Origin of the sequence: Micromonospora sp. NPDC048169, assembly GCF_040652815.1 — a bacterium.
Taxonomy (GTDB): domain Bacteria; phylum Actinomycetota; class Actinomycetes; order Mycobacteriales; family Micromonosporaceae; genus Micromonospora.
Map to the genome: position 1 here is coordinate 78,533 of NZ_JBEZMS010000002.1, position 13,094 is coordinate 91,626.

At 70.9% G+C, this 13,094-nt stretch carries 15 protein-coding genes, 1 tRNA gene and 1 pseudogene; 11 read left to right on the forward strand and 6 right to left on the reverse strand.

What is annotated here, in order from left to right; genetic code table 11:
• Window positions 1–164 precede the first annotated feature (164 nt).
• A complete protein-coding gene (locus tag AB0D28_RS02305; RefSeq protein ID WP_192580693.1) occupies window positions 165–341 on the forward strand; it encodes a hypothetical protein in 177 nt (58 codons plus the stop codon).
• A gap of 34 nt (window positions 342–375) precedes the next feature.
• Here AB0D28_RS02305 and AB0D28_RS02310 read toward each other — a convergent pair whose 3' ends face one another.
• Window positions 376–852 (reverse strand): flagellar biosynthesis protein FlgA, encoded by a 477-nt coding sequence (locus AB0D28_RS02310; RefSeq protein ID WP_357381334.1) that lies wholly within the window; start codon window positions 850–852, stop codon window positions 376–378.
• A 226-nt stretch (window positions 853–1,078) separates the two neighbouring features.
• Between AB0D28_RS02310 and AB0D28_RS02315 the strand changes: the two genes are divergently transcribed.
• Window positions 1,079–1,336, forward strand: a complete 258-nt coding sequence (locus tag AB0D28_RS02315) for a hypothetical protein (RefSeq protein ID WP_357381815.1) — start codon at window positions 1,079–1,081, stop codon at window positions 1,334–1,336.
• A gap of 14 nt (window positions 1,337–1,350) precedes the next feature.
• Here AB0D28_RS02315 and AB0D28_RS02320 read toward each other — a convergent pair.
• Window positions 1,351–1,527, reverse strand: a pseudogene (locus AB0D28_RS02320) (FmdB family zinc ribbon protein); the annotation flags it as partial.
• A 30-nt stretch (window positions 1,528–1,557) separates the two neighbouring features.
• Window positions 1,558–2,160, reverse strand: coding sequence for a 5-formyltetrahydrofolate cyclo-ligase (locus AB0D28_RS02325; protein WP_357381336.1), 603 nt, complete (start codon window positions 2,158–2,160; stop codon window positions 1,558–1,560).
• Window positions 2,161–2,284: 124 nt separating this feature from the next.
• On the opposite strand from AB0D28_RS02325, the gene AB0D28_RS02330 reads away from it, so the two are divergent.
• The 8 genes from AB0D28_RS02330 (at window position 2,285) to AB0D28_RS02365 (ending at window position 10,728) form a co-directional block, all read left to right on the forward strand.
• Complete coding sequence (locus AB0D28_RS02330) at window positions 2,285–4,474, forward strand: diguanylate cyclase (protein WP_357381338.1); 2,190 nt, start codon at window positions 2,285–2,287, stop codon at window positions 4,472–4,474.
• Between the two features lie 9 nt (window positions 4,475–4,483).
• Entirely contained in the window at window positions 4,484–5,473 is a 990-nt protein-coding gene (locus tag AB0D28_RS02335) for a UTP--glucose-1-phosphate uridylyltransferase (protein WP_357381340.1), read from the forward strand.
• Window positions 5,470–6,783 (forward strand): gephyrin-like molybdotransferase Glp, encoded by a 1,314-nt coding sequence (glp, locus tag AB0D28_RS02340; protein WP_357381342.1) that lies wholly within the window; start codon window positions 5,470–5,472, stop codon window positions 6,781–6,783. Before AB0D28_RS02335 ends, glp begins: the two co-directional genes overlap by 4 nt.
• On the forward strand, window positions 6,780–7,427 hold the full coding sequence (locus AB0D28_RS02345; RefSeq protein WP_357381344.1) for a GNAT family protein: 648 nt from the start codon (window positions 6,780–6,782) through the stop codon (window positions 7,425–7,427). The genes glp and AB0D28_RS02345 overlap by 4 nt, the downstream gene beginning before the upstream one ends.
• A 169-nt stretch (window positions 7,428–7,596) precedes the next feature.
• On the forward strand, window positions 7,597–8,379 hold the full coding sequence (locus AB0D28_RS02350) for a hypothetical protein (RefSeq protein ID WP_357381347.1): 783 nt from the start codon (window positions 7,597–7,599) through the stop codon (window positions 8,377–8,379).
• Between the two features lie 181 nt (window positions 8,380–8,560).
• Window positions 8,561–8,634, forward strand: a tRNA-Ala gene (locus AB0D28_RS02355).
• A gap of 776 nt (window positions 8,635–9,410) precedes the next feature.
• Window positions 9,411–9,926, forward strand: coding sequence for a hypothetical protein (locus AB0D28_RS02360; protein WP_357381349.1), 516 nt, complete (start codon window positions 9,411–9,413; stop codon window positions 9,924–9,926).
• Window positions 9,904–10,728 (forward strand): GSU2403 family nucleotidyltransferase fold protein, encoded by an 825-nt coding sequence (locus AB0D28_RS02365; RefSeq protein ID WP_357381351.1) that lies wholly within the window; start codon window positions 9,904–9,906, stop codon window positions 10,726–10,728. Before AB0D28_RS02360 ends, AB0D28_RS02365 begins: the two co-directional genes overlap by 23 nt.
• Window positions 10,729–10,763: 35 nt before the next feature.
• Here AB0D28_RS02365 and AB0D28_RS02370 read toward each other — a convergent pair whose 3' ends face one another.
• The 3 genes from AB0D28_RS02370 to AB0D28_RS02380 are packed head-to-tail and all read right to left on the reverse strand — an operon-like array spanning window position 10,764 to window position 11,865.
• Window positions 10,764–10,949 (reverse strand): hypothetical protein, encoded by a 186-nt coding sequence (locus AB0D28_RS02370; RefSeq protein ID WP_357381353.1) that lies wholly within the window; start codon window positions 10,947–10,949, stop codon window positions 10,764–10,766.
• A gap of 10 nt (window positions 10,950–10,959) precedes the next feature.
• A complete protein-coding gene (locus tag AB0D28_RS02375; RefSeq protein ID WP_357381355.1) occupies window positions 10,960–11,136 on the reverse strand; it encodes a phage integrase SAM-like domain-containing protein in 177 nt (58 codons plus the stop codon).
• Window positions 11,137–11,169: 33 nt separating this feature from the next.
• The gene (locus AB0D28_RS02380; RefSeq protein WP_357381357.1) at window positions 11,170–11,865 is read right to left on the reverse strand and encodes a proteasome protein; all 696 of its coding nucleotides are present in this window, start codon (window positions 11,863–11,865) and stop codon (window positions 11,170–11,172) included.
• 593 nt (window positions 11,866–12,458) lie between these two features.
• Between AB0D28_RS02380 and AB0D28_RS02385 the strand changes: the two genes are divergently transcribed.
• On the forward strand, window positions 12,459–13,091 hold the full coding sequence (locus AB0D28_RS02385; protein WP_357381359.1) for a DUF6082 family protein: 633 nt from the start codon (window positions 12,459–12,461) through the stop codon (window positions 13,089–13,091).
• Window positions 13,092–13,094: the final 3 nt, after the last annotated feature.

Consider the following 13,094-nt stretch of genomic DNA (forward strand, 5'->3'; position numbering starts at 1 on the left):
GCCGCCCGACGCGTCGATCACCGGCACCCTCGGTCGCGCCCGACGTTCCGAAGCCGTCCGGGGGCCACGGGTGGGCGCGGGCGTCACCGCCGGGCTCGGCCGTCCGGCCCGCCACGCTCCCGGGGATCGGGCCGGCGGCCGATTCGGCGGTATCGTTGCTGCTCGTGACCGACCCCGCCATCCGGGCACCGCGCGATGACGACGACCGCGTGGTCGACCTCAGCGACGACTTCGTGGTGCTGCCCGAACAGACGAGCGACGACACCGACCGCGGTTGGGGTGAGCGCCCCGGCGGCAACGACGACTGGCTGCTCGCCGAGCGCCCCCCGCACTGGGGCTGACCGCGTCGTGCCGGACTGATCGCCGGGGCTCGGGTCAGCCGCGTACCACCACTGCGAAGCGGCTGCCCTCCGGCAACCCGACCGCCCGCCGCGCCTGTGCCGGCGGCAGCGCCAGGTAGAGCGCCGACGAGCCGTCGACCGCCCCGGCGGCGCCCACCACGTCGAGCACCAACGCGCGCGGGGCCAGCAGCGCCGGGTCGGGCGCACCGCCCGCCGGCACGACGAGCAGGTCGACCCGGGCACCCGGGCGCAGCACCGCGAGTGCGGCCGGCTCGGCCAGCCGGATCGGCACGCCCACCGTGCCGGCCGGCAGGGCGCGGATGCCGCCGGAGGGCGGCGCCGACGCCGGGGCGGCCGGTGGGATTCGGGGCGGTGGGCAGGACTGCGGCGTCTGGAGCACCGCCGCCGCCAACCCGAGCAGCACCGCGACGAGCGTCACCCGCAGCAGGGTCCGGCGCCGGGGCAGCCCGCGCCAGCGGACCGGACGCAACGTCGCCTCGCCACCAGTCACCGCTGCCTCCCGCCGCCGGCCGACCATCCGATCCGCAGGCTAGGACCGGATCAGGTCGCTCGCCGTCCCACGGCCCGTCGCTGTGGATAACCCGCCGGCCTGTGGAAAACCGTTCCCGTGCGGGCCCGCCGTCACCAGGGACGGTGGCCGCTGCCGGACGGGCTGATGCGGCAACCTCGCCGAGCGGGCGAGCGCCTGCCGCGAACGGGAGACGGCCACACGGAACGTGGCCGCCCCCGAGAAGGGGACGGCCACGTGCCGGTACGAAGCAGGTCAGGAGGAGCTGGACGCCGCCGGCGCCTTGCCGGCCGTCGAGCCCGACCCGGAGCCGGACGACGAAGAAGACCCGGACGACGAGGACGACGAACCGGACGACGAGGACGAGGAGTCCGACGACGAGGAGGACGACTCGGTCTTGGCCGGCTTGCCCGACGAGGTCGAGGAGGCGTTGTCGGAACCGGACGAACGGGAGTCCGTGCGGTAGAAGCCGGAGCCCTTGAACACGATGCCCACCGAGTTGAAGAGCTTTCGCAGCCGCCCCTCACACGCCGGGCACTCGGTCAGCGGGTCGTCCGAGAAGGACTGCACCGCCTCGAGCTGGTGGCCGCACGCGGTGCAGGCGTACTGGTACGTGGGCACGTTCTCCTCCGGATCTTGGCACGGCCGGTTTGGCACTCGTGGTCTTCGAGTGCCAATGGTGCGTCATCACCCCCGGGTTCGTCCAGCGGAAGCGCCCGGGCCCACACCCGGTACCGCCACCAACCCGTCCGCCGGGGTGATCACGCAGTGCACCGGGCGGTCGTGCGGCAGGGCGGGCACCGCCTCGACCAGCTCGCCGTCGTGCAGCAGCGCCACTGTCGGCACGGTGGCGGGCACCCGGGCCAGCGCGCGGTCGTACGAGCCGCCGCCCCTGCCCAGCCGGATGCCCCGGCGGTCCACCGCGACGGCGGGCACCACCACCAGGCCGGCTCCGGCCACGGCGGAACGTCCCCGGGGTGGCGCGGTCGGCTCGCGCAGGCCCCGACCGGCGGCGCGCAGTGACTCCGGGCCGGTGTACGGGGCCCAGTCCAGGTCCAGGTCGTCGCGGAGCACCGGCAGCAGCAACTCGGCCTCGGGCGGCAGCGCGGCGCGCAGCACGTCCGGCAGGTCGTCCCCGCCGGGCTCGGAGGAGACCGGCACGTACGCGCTCATCCTGGCCGGCCGCAGCCGGCGTACCAGTGTCACCAGCTCGGACTGGACGGCCGCCGCCGCCACCGCGCGCTGGACCGCGGACATCGACCGGCGGGCGGCGAGTAGCGCGACGCGCATCTCCCGCTTCGCATCGTGCGCTTCATCCGAAAATTCCGGCACGCAACACTCCTGACGCAACGCTTGCCTAATGGTCGCTCTGTGTCAGCATCGCACCAAGAGGGCGGACCTTCCGGGGGGAAGATTGACGCTACGCGGGCGGTTGACGGCGGCTTTCCTCGCGGTGGTCCTCGGCCCCGTCCTGCTCGGCGCGTTCTTCGTCGGGGCCACGCTCAGCGCCGTCGACCGCAGCCGCGCCACCGAGCGGCTGGGCCTGGCGGCGGCCGGTGTGCGTACCTCGGTCGACGCGCTCTGCCAGCAACTACGCGCGGCGGCAGACGCGGTCGCCCTGGTCAGCGACCCCGCTCTCCGGCCCCGATCGGCCGACCAGGTGGTCGCGCGGGGCCTGGCCGCCGCCGTGCTGATCGCCGACGCCGCCGGCCGCACCACCTACGCCACACCGGGCGGGACGGCCGGGCGCTGGCAGGACTGCGCCGGCCCGCCGGCCACCCCCGTCGCCGCGCTGTCCGCCCAGGTCCGGCTCCGCGACCAGGCCGGCACCGACCTGGGCGCGGTCGCCGCCGCCCAGCCCGTCGACCGGGCGTTCGTGGCGCGGCTCGCCGCGGTGACCGGCGTCGGGGTCACCCTCCTCGACGACCCCGGCGGCATCACCCAGACGACCGAGGACCAGGGGGTACGCGCAGCGGTGCTGGCCGCCGCCGGAAAGGCCGACGGGAATCGGGTGACCGGGACCGGCGACGGCCGGTACGTGCGCCGGGTCGGGCCGTCTCCCGGTCAGCCGCTGCCACTGGTGCTGTCGGTGCCCGGCGAGCGCACGGCCGGTCTGTACGGGGCGCTGATCGCGGCCGGCGCGCTCGCCGCCCTGCTCGCCGTGCTCGCCGCCTGGCGGCTGGCCCGGGTCACCACCCGGCCGCTCGGCGAGCTGGCCGGTGCGGTCGACCGGGTGGCGCGCGGCGACCTGAGCGCCCGGGTGCCGGTGCGCAGCCGCGACGAGATCGGGCGGCTGGCCAGCGCGTTCAACCGGATGACCCGGGAGACCGGCAGCTACGTGGCGGCGTTGACAAGCAGCCGCGACCAGCTCCGCAACCACCTCGCGGTGCTCGGCGACACGCTCGCCAGCACGCACGACCTGCAACGCATCCTGCGGGTGATCCTGGACAGCGCGATCGGCGCCACCGGCGCCCGGGCCGGTGCGGTGCTGCTGGTCGACGGCGACGGCGTACTCGTCGGCCGGTGCGTGGAGGGACTGACCGGGCGCTGGCCCACTGCCGACCCGGCCGACCCGGCGACGCTACGGGTGCCGGTCGGCGCCGGGGTGCTCGGCGCGGTGGCCGCCACCGGCGAACCGCTGCGCGGACGGTGGACGCCACCTGACACACCGACCGGGGAGCCGTCCTGCGAGACGTACGTGGCCGTGCCGTTCGCCACCCCCGGCGCCACCGAGCCGCGCGGCCCGGACCGGCCCGGCCACCCGCCCGCCGACGGCGACCCGCCCGGCTCGCCCTGCGCGGCGCTCGGCGTGCTGGTGCTCTACGACCGGCTCGGCGGGCACGAGTTCCACGACGACGACGTGGTGACGCTGCGGACGTTCGCCGGGCACGCGGCGGTCGCCGTGGAGAACGTCCGGGTGCACGAGGAGGCGCAGCGGCTCTCCCTCACCGACCCGCTGACCGGGCTGTGGAACTACCGCTACCTGCGCGAGTCGATCCGCCGCGAGGTGGAACGGGCGAACCGCTTCGGCCGGATGCTCAGCGTGCTCGCGCTCGACCTGGACCGGTTCAAGAACGTCAACGACACCTGGGGGCACGCCGCCGGGGACGCCGTGCTGGTCGAGTTCGCCCGCCGCGTACGCGGCGTGATCCGCGAGGTGGACCTGGCGTTCCGGCAGGGCGGCGAGGAGTTCGTGGTGCTGCTGCCGGAGACCGACGCCCGGGGCGCGGCGATCGTCGCCGAGCGGCTCGGCGCGGTGGTACGCGACCAGCCGGTGGCGGTCGAGGGCAGTGGCGACGAGCCGGTGCGGGTGCCGGTGACCGTCTCCATCGGCATCGCCGTCTACCCGGACCACGCCGCCGACGGCCAGCAGGTGCTCGACGCCGCCGACGACGCGTTGTACGCGGCGAAGGCCGCCGGACGCGACGGCTACCGGCTCGCCCCGGCGCCCGATCCGGTGCCCACCCAGGAGATCCCGGTGGTGGCCGCCGGCCTCAGCCCGCCGGACGGGCTGCCCCGGGCCGGCTCGGCGGACCCGGCGGGCACCGTCAAGGGCGGCGCGTCTTCCGGTCCTCACCCGCCGCGGCAGAGCCGTGGCCGATAGTCTCGCGGCATGTCGGAGCACTCAGCGAACCCCTCAGCGGCCCCCGGTCGCTCCCGTGCGGTCAAGGCCGTGATCCCGGCCGCCGGCCTGGCCACCCGGTTCCTGCCGGCCACCAAGGCGGTTCCCAAGGAACTGCTGCCGGTCGTCGACCGGCCGGTGTTGCAGTACATCGTCGAGGAGGCCGCCCAGGCCGGCATCGACGACATCCTGCTGATCACCGGTCGCGGCAAGACCTCGATGGTGGACCACTTCGACCGCCGGCCCGACCTGGAGGAACGGCTCGCCAAGAAGCCCGAGCTGCTGGCCGAGGTCAAGCGCACCGAGGAGCTGGCCGCGATCTACACCGTCCGCCAGCCGGAACAGCTCGGTCTCGGCCACGCCGTCGGGTACGCCGAGTCGCACGTCGGTGACGCGCCCTTCGCGGTGCTGCTCGGCGACGAGTTCGTCAAGCCCTCCGAGCCGCTGCTGCCGGCCATGCTGGAACTCCAGGCCCGCACCGGCGGTGTGGTGCTCGCGTTCTTCGAGGTCGACCCGGCCGAGACCAGCCGCTACGGCATCGCGTCGGTCGAGCCCGCCGAGTCGGAATACTCCGACATCGCCGAGGTCGTCAAGGTCACCGGCATGGTGGAGAAGCCCAGCCCGGAGGAGGCCCCCAGCAACCTGGCGGTCCTCGGCCGGTACGTGCTCCCCGGGAAGATCTTCGACGCGATCCGGCGTACCGACCCGGGCAGCGGCGGCGAGATCCAGCTCACCGACGCGATGGAGCTGCTGCGTACCGAGGGGGTGCCGGTGCACGCGATCGTCTACCGGGGCACCCGCTACGACACCGGCATGCCGCTGGGCTACCTCCAGACCGTGGTGCAGATCGCCGCCGAGCGGGACGACCTGGGCGCCGAGTTCCGCAAGTGGCTCGTCGAGTTCGTCAACAACGGCGACGAGACGGTCACCGCCGCCGTCCTCAACGGCATCCGCGACGCGTCCGGCGGTGCCGATACATGACCGCGACGGCCGACGCCGAGGCGGCCGCGAACGAGTTGACGCCGCTCGCCGACTACCTGGGCAGTGTGCTGCGCAGGTTACGCGCGCTGCCTCCACTCGACCTCGACCTGACCCAGGCGTACGGCAACGTGCTCGCCGAGGACGTGGTCGCCCCGCACTCGTACCCCGCCTTCGACCAGGCGGCGGTGGACGGATACGCCGCGCGCTGGGAGGACATCTCCGGTGGGAGTCGGGGGCCGGGCTACGTCCCGGCCCCCTCCGGTATGCCCGGCGGCCGCAGCATCCGCCTCAACGTGGTGGGCGACCTGGGCGCGGCGAGCTGGCGGCCGGTGCGGCTCACCCCCGGCTCGTGCTTCTCGGTGGCGGCGGGCGCGCCGCTGCCGATCGGCGCGGACGTGGTCGTCCCGGTGGAGTGGACCGACCAGGGCATGGCCGCCGTGGAGATCTTCCGCGCCCCCAAGCGGGGGTACGGCCTGCGCCGCGCCGGGGAGGAACTGGTCGCCGGCACGCTGCTCGCCCGCGCCGGGGCGTACGTGTCCCCGGCTCTGGTCGCGGTGTTCGCCGCCACCGGCATCGGGCACGTCGTGGTGCGGCCCAGCCCGCGCGTGGTGATCGTGGCCACCGGCGACGAACTGGTGGACGTGGGCCGGGGCAGCCAGCCCGGTCAGGTGGTGGACACCAACTCGCACGCGCTGACCGCCGCGGCGGCGGAGGCGGGCGCGCTCGCGTACCGGGTGGGGATCTGCGACGACGACCCGGAGGCGCTGCGTGGCCTGCTGGAGGACCAGACACTGCGGGCCGACCTGATCATCACCACCGGCGGCACCGGCACCGGCCCCGGTGACATGGTGCGCCGCATCCTGTCCCGCCGCGACGGCGGCCGGGCCGGGCCGGTCGCCTTCACAGAGGTGGCCCTCTATCCCGGAACGGCCCTCGGGTTCGGTACGGTCGGCGCCGAGGAGGTGCCGGTGGTGTGTCTTCCCGGTGAGCCCGGTGCGGCGCTGATCGGCTTCGAGGTGCTGGCCCGCCCGGCCATCCAGCTGCTGGCCGGGGCCGAGCCGGTGTTCCGGCCGAGCGTCCGCGCGCACCTGCTGGAGACGGTCTCGTCCCCGGTGGGGCTGCGCGAGTTCCGGCCCGCGCACGTGGCCGAGCGGCGCGGCGGCGGCTACACGGTGCAGCCGCTCGCCGGTGGTCCGTACACGCTCTCCGGCCTGTCCGACGCGAACGGCCTGCTGGTGCTCGGCGAGCGGGTCACCACCGCCGCCGCCGGATCCACCGTGGATGTGTTGTTGTTGGACCGACGCCGGTGAGCGTGCGGTTCCGGCGGGCGCCGGGGTGGCCGGCGGTGCTGGTGGACGGTCCGGTGGTGCTGCGGCCGTATCGGCGTTCGGACGCCGCCGCCTGGTCGGAGATCCGGCGCGCGAACCGGGACTGGTTGGCCCCGTGGGAGTCCCATGTGCCCGGTGGCTGGTACGAGACGAACTCACCCGCCGCGTTTCGCCTGGTGCACGCCGACCAGCGCAGGTCCGCGCGTACCGGTGAGGGCATGCCGTTCGCCGTCTGCCTGCGTGAGGACGGCCGGGAGCGGCTGGTCGGTCACGTGAACGTGGGCAGCATCGTGCGGCGGGCGTTCTGCTCCGGCTACGTGGGCTACTGGGTGGACTCCCGGGTGGCCGGTCGCGGTGTGATCCCGACCGCTGTGGCGCTCGCCGTCGACCACGCGTTCGGGCCGGGCGGCCTGCACCGGATCGAGGTGAACATCCGGCCGGAGAACATGCCGTCCCGGCGGGTGGTGGAGAAGCTCGGCTTCCGCGAGGAGGCCTATCACGTGCGCTACATGCACATCGACGGTGCATGGCGCGACCACATCGGATACGCGATGACCGGTGAGGAAGTGGCTGCCGAGGGCGGCTTGCTGGCGCGGTGGCACCGCGTACGTGACAACCGCCGCTGAGGCGTACGCCCGGCGCGGCGCACTGTGAACCGGGTCGGCGGCCCGTAACCTCAAGTAACTGCAAGCTGTGGCAAGCGCTGCCAGCCCGCACGAAGTGCGCCGTAAACGAGGGTCTACGGAACAAGTTGCGGCAGTGTGGCGCTCGTCGCGAACATTGGTGACGGGAGGGGTGAGGGTGCCCACGTCGGTGCTCCTCGCCGTCCTCGCCGCCGCCGGTCTGCTCGCCCTCGCTCCGGCGCTGGTCCGCCGGTACGACGCCACCGAGCGGCAGGTGGCGGAGCGGGCGCAGTCGACGGCGCGGGTGCTCCAGCGCCAGCGTCGACGGCGCACCGTGCCCGGGCGTCGACCGCTGCACCCGCCGCGCTCCCTGGTAGTGACCCTTAGTGAAGACTCCGACACGGGAAGTCTTGCCCGCCCGGTTTCCGCGCCACCGCTGCGCCGCCGTTCCGGGCGGCTCCGGCCCGTCTCCGCCATCCCGGCCCAGTCCCGCCGACGGAACCCACCCCGGCGGCGGCACACCCCGGCGATCTACCGGCGGCGCCGGGTGCTCGCCGCGCTGCTGCTGCTCAACCTGGTGGAACTGGGCGGCGTGGTGCTCGTCGGACCCGGGTTCTGGATCAGCGTCTCGGTCACCGGCACACTGCTCGTCGCGTACGTCGTACACCTGCGGCAGCGCGCCCTGGCCGAGCGCCGGCGGCGGCGCGCGGACGCCCGCGAGGCGGCCTGGCTGGCCGCCCGCCAGGCCGAGGTGCGCCGCGAACAGGCCCGGCGCGCGGCGGCCCGGCGAGAGGCGCAGCGCCGGCTGGCCGCCCAGCGCGAGGCGGTCCGGCGTACGGCGATGGGGCTGGACCGCCCGGCGGACCTGCCGCCGGCGGCGAGCGGCGGCTCGGTGTCCTACCGGCGGGCAGGTGGCCTGCGCGGACGCCCCTACCAGTCCGGCCGAGGCGCCTGACCGCCTCGTTCGCGGCTTTGCTGGTGGCGATCTTGGAAGGTTTCGGCCCCTCCGGGGGCCTTTTCCTTCCAAGATCTACGGGGCGGCGGGGCGGTTCGCGTCGTGGGGGCGCGACCTGTTAGCCTTGTCGTCGGCCCGCCCGGTGAAAGCCGGGTGGGACCGACGCCGGTTCGCCGGCGGAGGGGCTGTGGCGCAGACCGGTAGCGCACCTCGTTCGCATCGAGGGGGTCAGGGGTTCAAATCCCCTCAGCTCCACCCAGTTCAAAGGCCGTTTCCCGTGATGGGAAGCGGCCTTTTTCGATCTTGTACAGCAGCGCAGTGCGGCAGTCATGCGAGCTGGGCCGTCAGGACGCGGCGCGATGGTCGAGCTTGACGGGTTCTGGATATATGATGTTTCCGTTCGGAACGGAACTAACCAATTACCCGAACCCAGTGATGGGGGGTGAGGCGTGCGAACCTCACGCAAAGCTTCGCTTGGTGCGCCGCCGGAGCGCGAGGTCGATGTCCTCCGCCGCGCCGTGGCCCTCGTGGAGGATCGCCTGCCGCCTGGGTGGTCGATCCGCATTGATGGTCAGGGGGTGGACCGGCGGATCGACGGTGTGGCCGAGTTAACCGCTCCTGATGGGACGCAAGCGGTCTTCTTCATTGAGGCAAAGCGCTCAGTCGTCACGAGCGATCTTCCTGCGGCCCTTGACCAGCTTCGCTCCTACAGCCTGCCTCACATCGATCGTCCGGTGCCTATGCTCGCCGCGCGGTACATCGGAGCTTCCGCTCGCGCATGGCTAGAAGAACGCAGGATTTCCTACGTTGACGCCACTGGGAACATGCACGTCCTGCTTGAACGTCCAGCGTTGTACCTGCGTGACAGGGGCGCTGATCGAGATCCCTGGCGTGGGCCAGGCAGGCCGCGCGGAACTTTGCAGGGGCCTCCAGCCGCCCGTGTTGTGCGTGCCTTGGTCGATATCGCTCAGCCCATGACCGTTCCGGACTTGATACGACTGTCTGGGGCGTCGACAGGTGCGACGTACCGAGTGGTTGAGTTCCTTGAGCGCGAAGCGCTTGTTGGACGTGATGGCCGCGGCCCGATAGTGGACGTCGAGTGGCGTCGAATCCTGGAGCGATGGAGCGATGATTACGGTTTTCAGCGCAGCAACACTGTCAACTCTTACTTGAGTCCGCGAGGGCTGCCGGCGTTGCAGGAAGGCCTGCGGAGAGCCCAAGGGTTGCGCTACGCATTGACTGGTTCTCTGGCGGCCCATCGCTTAGCACCGTATGCTCCCGCCAAGCTGGCGATGGTTTATGTAGACGATATGGACCAAGCCGCTGAAAGACTCAATCTGCGCGCCGTTGATACCGGCGCAAACGTACTTGTCGCTCAAGGCAAATATGACGTCGTGTTCGATCGACTGGTGCAGGATGATGGTCTACTTTATGTGGCTCCGAGCCAAGCTGCTGTCGATCTACTAACAGGTCCTGGGCGGACTCCTGCTGAGGGGCAAGAACTCCTAGATTGGATGGAGAAGCATGAGCGGGCTTGGCGACGCTGACCTGCTGGTAGCCGCACGTGGCGCGTTACTGGATGCACTGGAAGCCCTTCGCGAGCATGCCGACGCTGTGGTCGTAGTGGGAGCGCAAGCCGTATATCTGCACACGGGGGCCGCGCCGATCGCCTTAGCTGAGGCGACCAAGGATTGTGATCTTGCGCTCGACGCACGTGCGCTCCCGCAGGAGCCGTTGCTAGAGGAGGCCATGCGCGCAGCCGGCTTTCATCTCGATGTTCAAGCGCGCCAGCCTGGAGCATGGCTGAACCCCAAAGGCATTCCCGTTGACCTGATGGTTCCGGAAGCGCTTGCTGGTGGATCAAGTCGCCGCGCAGCGAAAATCCCACCTCACTCCAAAAGTGCCGCCAGGCGAGCGGTCGGATTGGAGGCTGCGGTCGTCGACAATGATGCGGTTGAAATACATGCACTCGCCCCGGGCGGCAGTCGGGCCTATGCGGCAAATGTTGCAGGCCCTGCCGCTTTGCTCGTGGCCAAGTTGCACAAGATCGGCGAGCGACAGGAAACGCCTAAGCGCCTGGTGGACAAGGATGCGCACGATATCTACCGTCTGCTCGTAGCCGTGCCAACTGGGCAGCTTGCTGCCAAGCTACGGGAGTTGCGGGCTGATGATCTAGCTGGACAAGTTACTGACCAAGCCCTGGGATTTGCTGCGGACCTATTCGCGGCAGGCCCCGAGGCGCTCGGATCGGTAATGGCGGGAAGAGCTGAGGAAGGTATCGGAGATCCTCCCGTCGTTTCGGCTGCTGCTTCTGCTTTGGTTGAGGATTTGCTGGCTTCGGTCGGCTGACTACGGACAGGGATCGAGCCGCCCACCAAGTCGCTTCAAGGCGGCATGGGCTGCCTCCGAGGTGGCAGCTCGTTGGTGGCCAGCTCGATGTCCTCACAGCGCAGGCCCAACACCTCACTTCGACGCAGTCCGAGCACGAGGATCATCACGTACGCGGCGTAGGGCGGGTCGCCGTCGGCGCGTGCCGACTCCAGGAACTGGCGGACTTCTCGACGGACCACGGCTTGCTTCTTATACAGGGGGCTTGGCTACCCGGAGCAGCGCTGCCGGGTTGCGGGTCAGCAGCTCGTCCCGCACGGCATTGTTCAAGGCGGCGCGCAGAGTCGTCCAAGCGTCTCGGGCGGTCCGTTCGGAGACGGCCCGTTGGCAGCAGTGGCTGGCGGCGCAGCGCTTCCGCTTGCCCGCCACCCCGTGCCGGTCGTCGCCGTTGACCCGTCCGCGTCAGTCGAACAGTCGGTCGAGCGCTTCCTGTTCGAGGTCGCGCCAGCGCTTGGCGTCCTTCAGCGCCTTGGCGACCTCCTTCTCGTCGAGGTGGTGGGCGCCCTCCTCCCTGATGCACGCGATGCTGAACGGCCCGCCGACCGACGGCGAGGTCCGCTCCAGCGCCTCCAGCACCCGTGCCACGCCCACCACGCCGTACTCGACGGTGCGCCTGGTCATCTGGAAGTGGGCAAGCAGCGCGCCGGCCTGCTGGGCCATCGGCGCGCCGGAGCCGATGGCGTGGAAGCCCACGTCCTCGTAGCGGCCGATGAGCCCGTTGGGGTTGATCTCCACGATCCACGGCCCGCCCTGGCTGTAGCCGGCCGCGAGCAGGTACGCCGACACCCCGCCGCCGCTGCCCTCGCCGGGTACGTCCGGGATGTAGTTCGCGTAGTGCTTCTTGAAGACGGGCAGGACGCGCTCCTGCAACTCGTCGCCGATGTCGGGCGCTTCGAGGATGGCGGTGGCCGAGTCCTGGAGGAGGGGGCGCAGGTCGTTGAGTACTCCCCGCGCGCCGCTGCCGCCCCAGGCGGCGCAGTCGCCCAGCGGGTGCAGCTTCTGGGCGGGGAAGCTCAGACCGCGGTCGCTCTCGGTGATCTGGGAGTCCGCGCCGATCACCACTCCGTCTTTGCAGACAACGGCGAGTACGACGGTCATAGGGTCCTCCTGAGCAGGGGTAAGGGGTAGGGCGCGAGGTACCCGGCAGGCCGCCTGCCTACACCCCGACGAGTGCTGGCCCACTCGGCACGAGCGAGCCCCCCGCGTCGACGGCGATCACCAACCCGCAGCAATTCCGCCCATAAAGCTGATGAGTGAGAGGCCCCAGCCAAGCCGAAAGCTGGGCTCGCCGAGCGAGTCGGTAGTGGTGACGGAGGTTAAGTGCAAGTGGCCGGATTTGCTGGCTTCTGCACGCGGGCGAGGGCGGGGGCACCGACGGAGCGGCCCCGACCAGCCCTCCAGGCCCCACGATTTCAAGATGTGGTCGGCAGGGAATCTGTAGACGGCGTCGCCGCTTTCGACGTCGGCAGGGCATTGCCTGTGCTCTCTACCCTTGACGAGGATCAGCTCGGTTACAGCGCCAGCAGCGACCGACCTTGATCGATGTCAGGTGCGTGTGTTGACTTTGAGTGAGGGTGGTTCCGGCATCTGATCAACGCCGGGCTTTCTCGGTGAGGGGCGGCAGGGTGGGGAACTCGCGCAAGATCCTTCTACTGGCCATCGCGGTCTCGACATGCCTGATAGGTTTTCTGATGTTGCTGCCCCTCCTGCTGGCCTTCCGCGCTGAGGCTTGGGGGATTCGGCCCGACACGGTAGATGCGATCTCGAAGTGGTACGGAGCCATCGCTGTCGCCCTCTCCGCCCTTGCTCTCGTCGGCGTAGCTGCCTCGCTCTACTACCAAGCCGTTCAGGCGCGAGTTAATCAGGCCTTGGCTCTTCGGACGATGCAGAAGGACTTGATGGAAATTGCATTGGCCGACCCCGAAACATACTCGATATGTTTTGGTGCGGTCCAGACTGTAGAGGGTAACCTTGTGTTTCAGCGAATGGCCTACTTTACTCTCCGCCTGAGGCATGCGGCCGACTTGCTGTCGATGGGCGAGATTACGGAGTGCGAGTTGCGCGGCGAGATTGTGCCATCCATTCTTTCCACGGAAATGGGCAGGCGCTACTGGGAGACGGCTAGACCTTACTGGGTGCGCAGTGGGCGAAAGGGACAAGAGCGCGTTCATCGGATCATGGATGAGGAGTACTTCCGCGTGGCGCGGAACGAAAAGGGGAGCGGAGATGCCCAAAGACCCATCCCGCCTGCCACTGCAGCTATGCACGCCTTTACCAGCAACGGTGACAGTAGCCCGCCGGGCAGCGGACATTCCCTGAGTTGATCT

Excerpts from the sequence above, each read along its gene's own strand:
- AB0D28_RS02325 (WP_357381336.1), bottom strand. The coding sequence starts at position 2,160 with ATGCGCGTCGCGCTACTCGCCGCCCGCCGGTCGATGTCCGCGGTCCAG.
- AB0D28_RS02335 (WP_357381340.1), top strand. The coding sequence starts at position 4,484 with ATGTCGGAGCACTCAGCGAACCCCTCAGCGGCCCCCGGTCGCTCCCGT.
- glp (WP_357381342.1), top strand. The coding sequence starts at position 5,470 with ATGACCGCGACGGCCGACGCCGAGGCGGCCGCGAACGAGTTGACGCCG.
- AB0D28_RS02365 (WP_357381351.1), top strand. The coding sequence starts at position 9,904 with ATGAGCGGGCTTGGCGACGCTGACCTGCTGGTAGCCGCACGTGGCGCG.
- AB0D28_RS02380 (WP_357381357.1), bottom strand. The coding sequence starts at position 11,865 with ATGACCGTCGTACTCGCCGTTGTCTGCAAAGACGGAGTGGTGATCGGC.
- AB0D28_RS02385 (WP_357381359.1), top strand. The coding sequence starts at position 12,459 with ATGTTGCTGCCCCTCCTGCTGGCCTTCCGCGCTGAGGCTTGGGGGATT.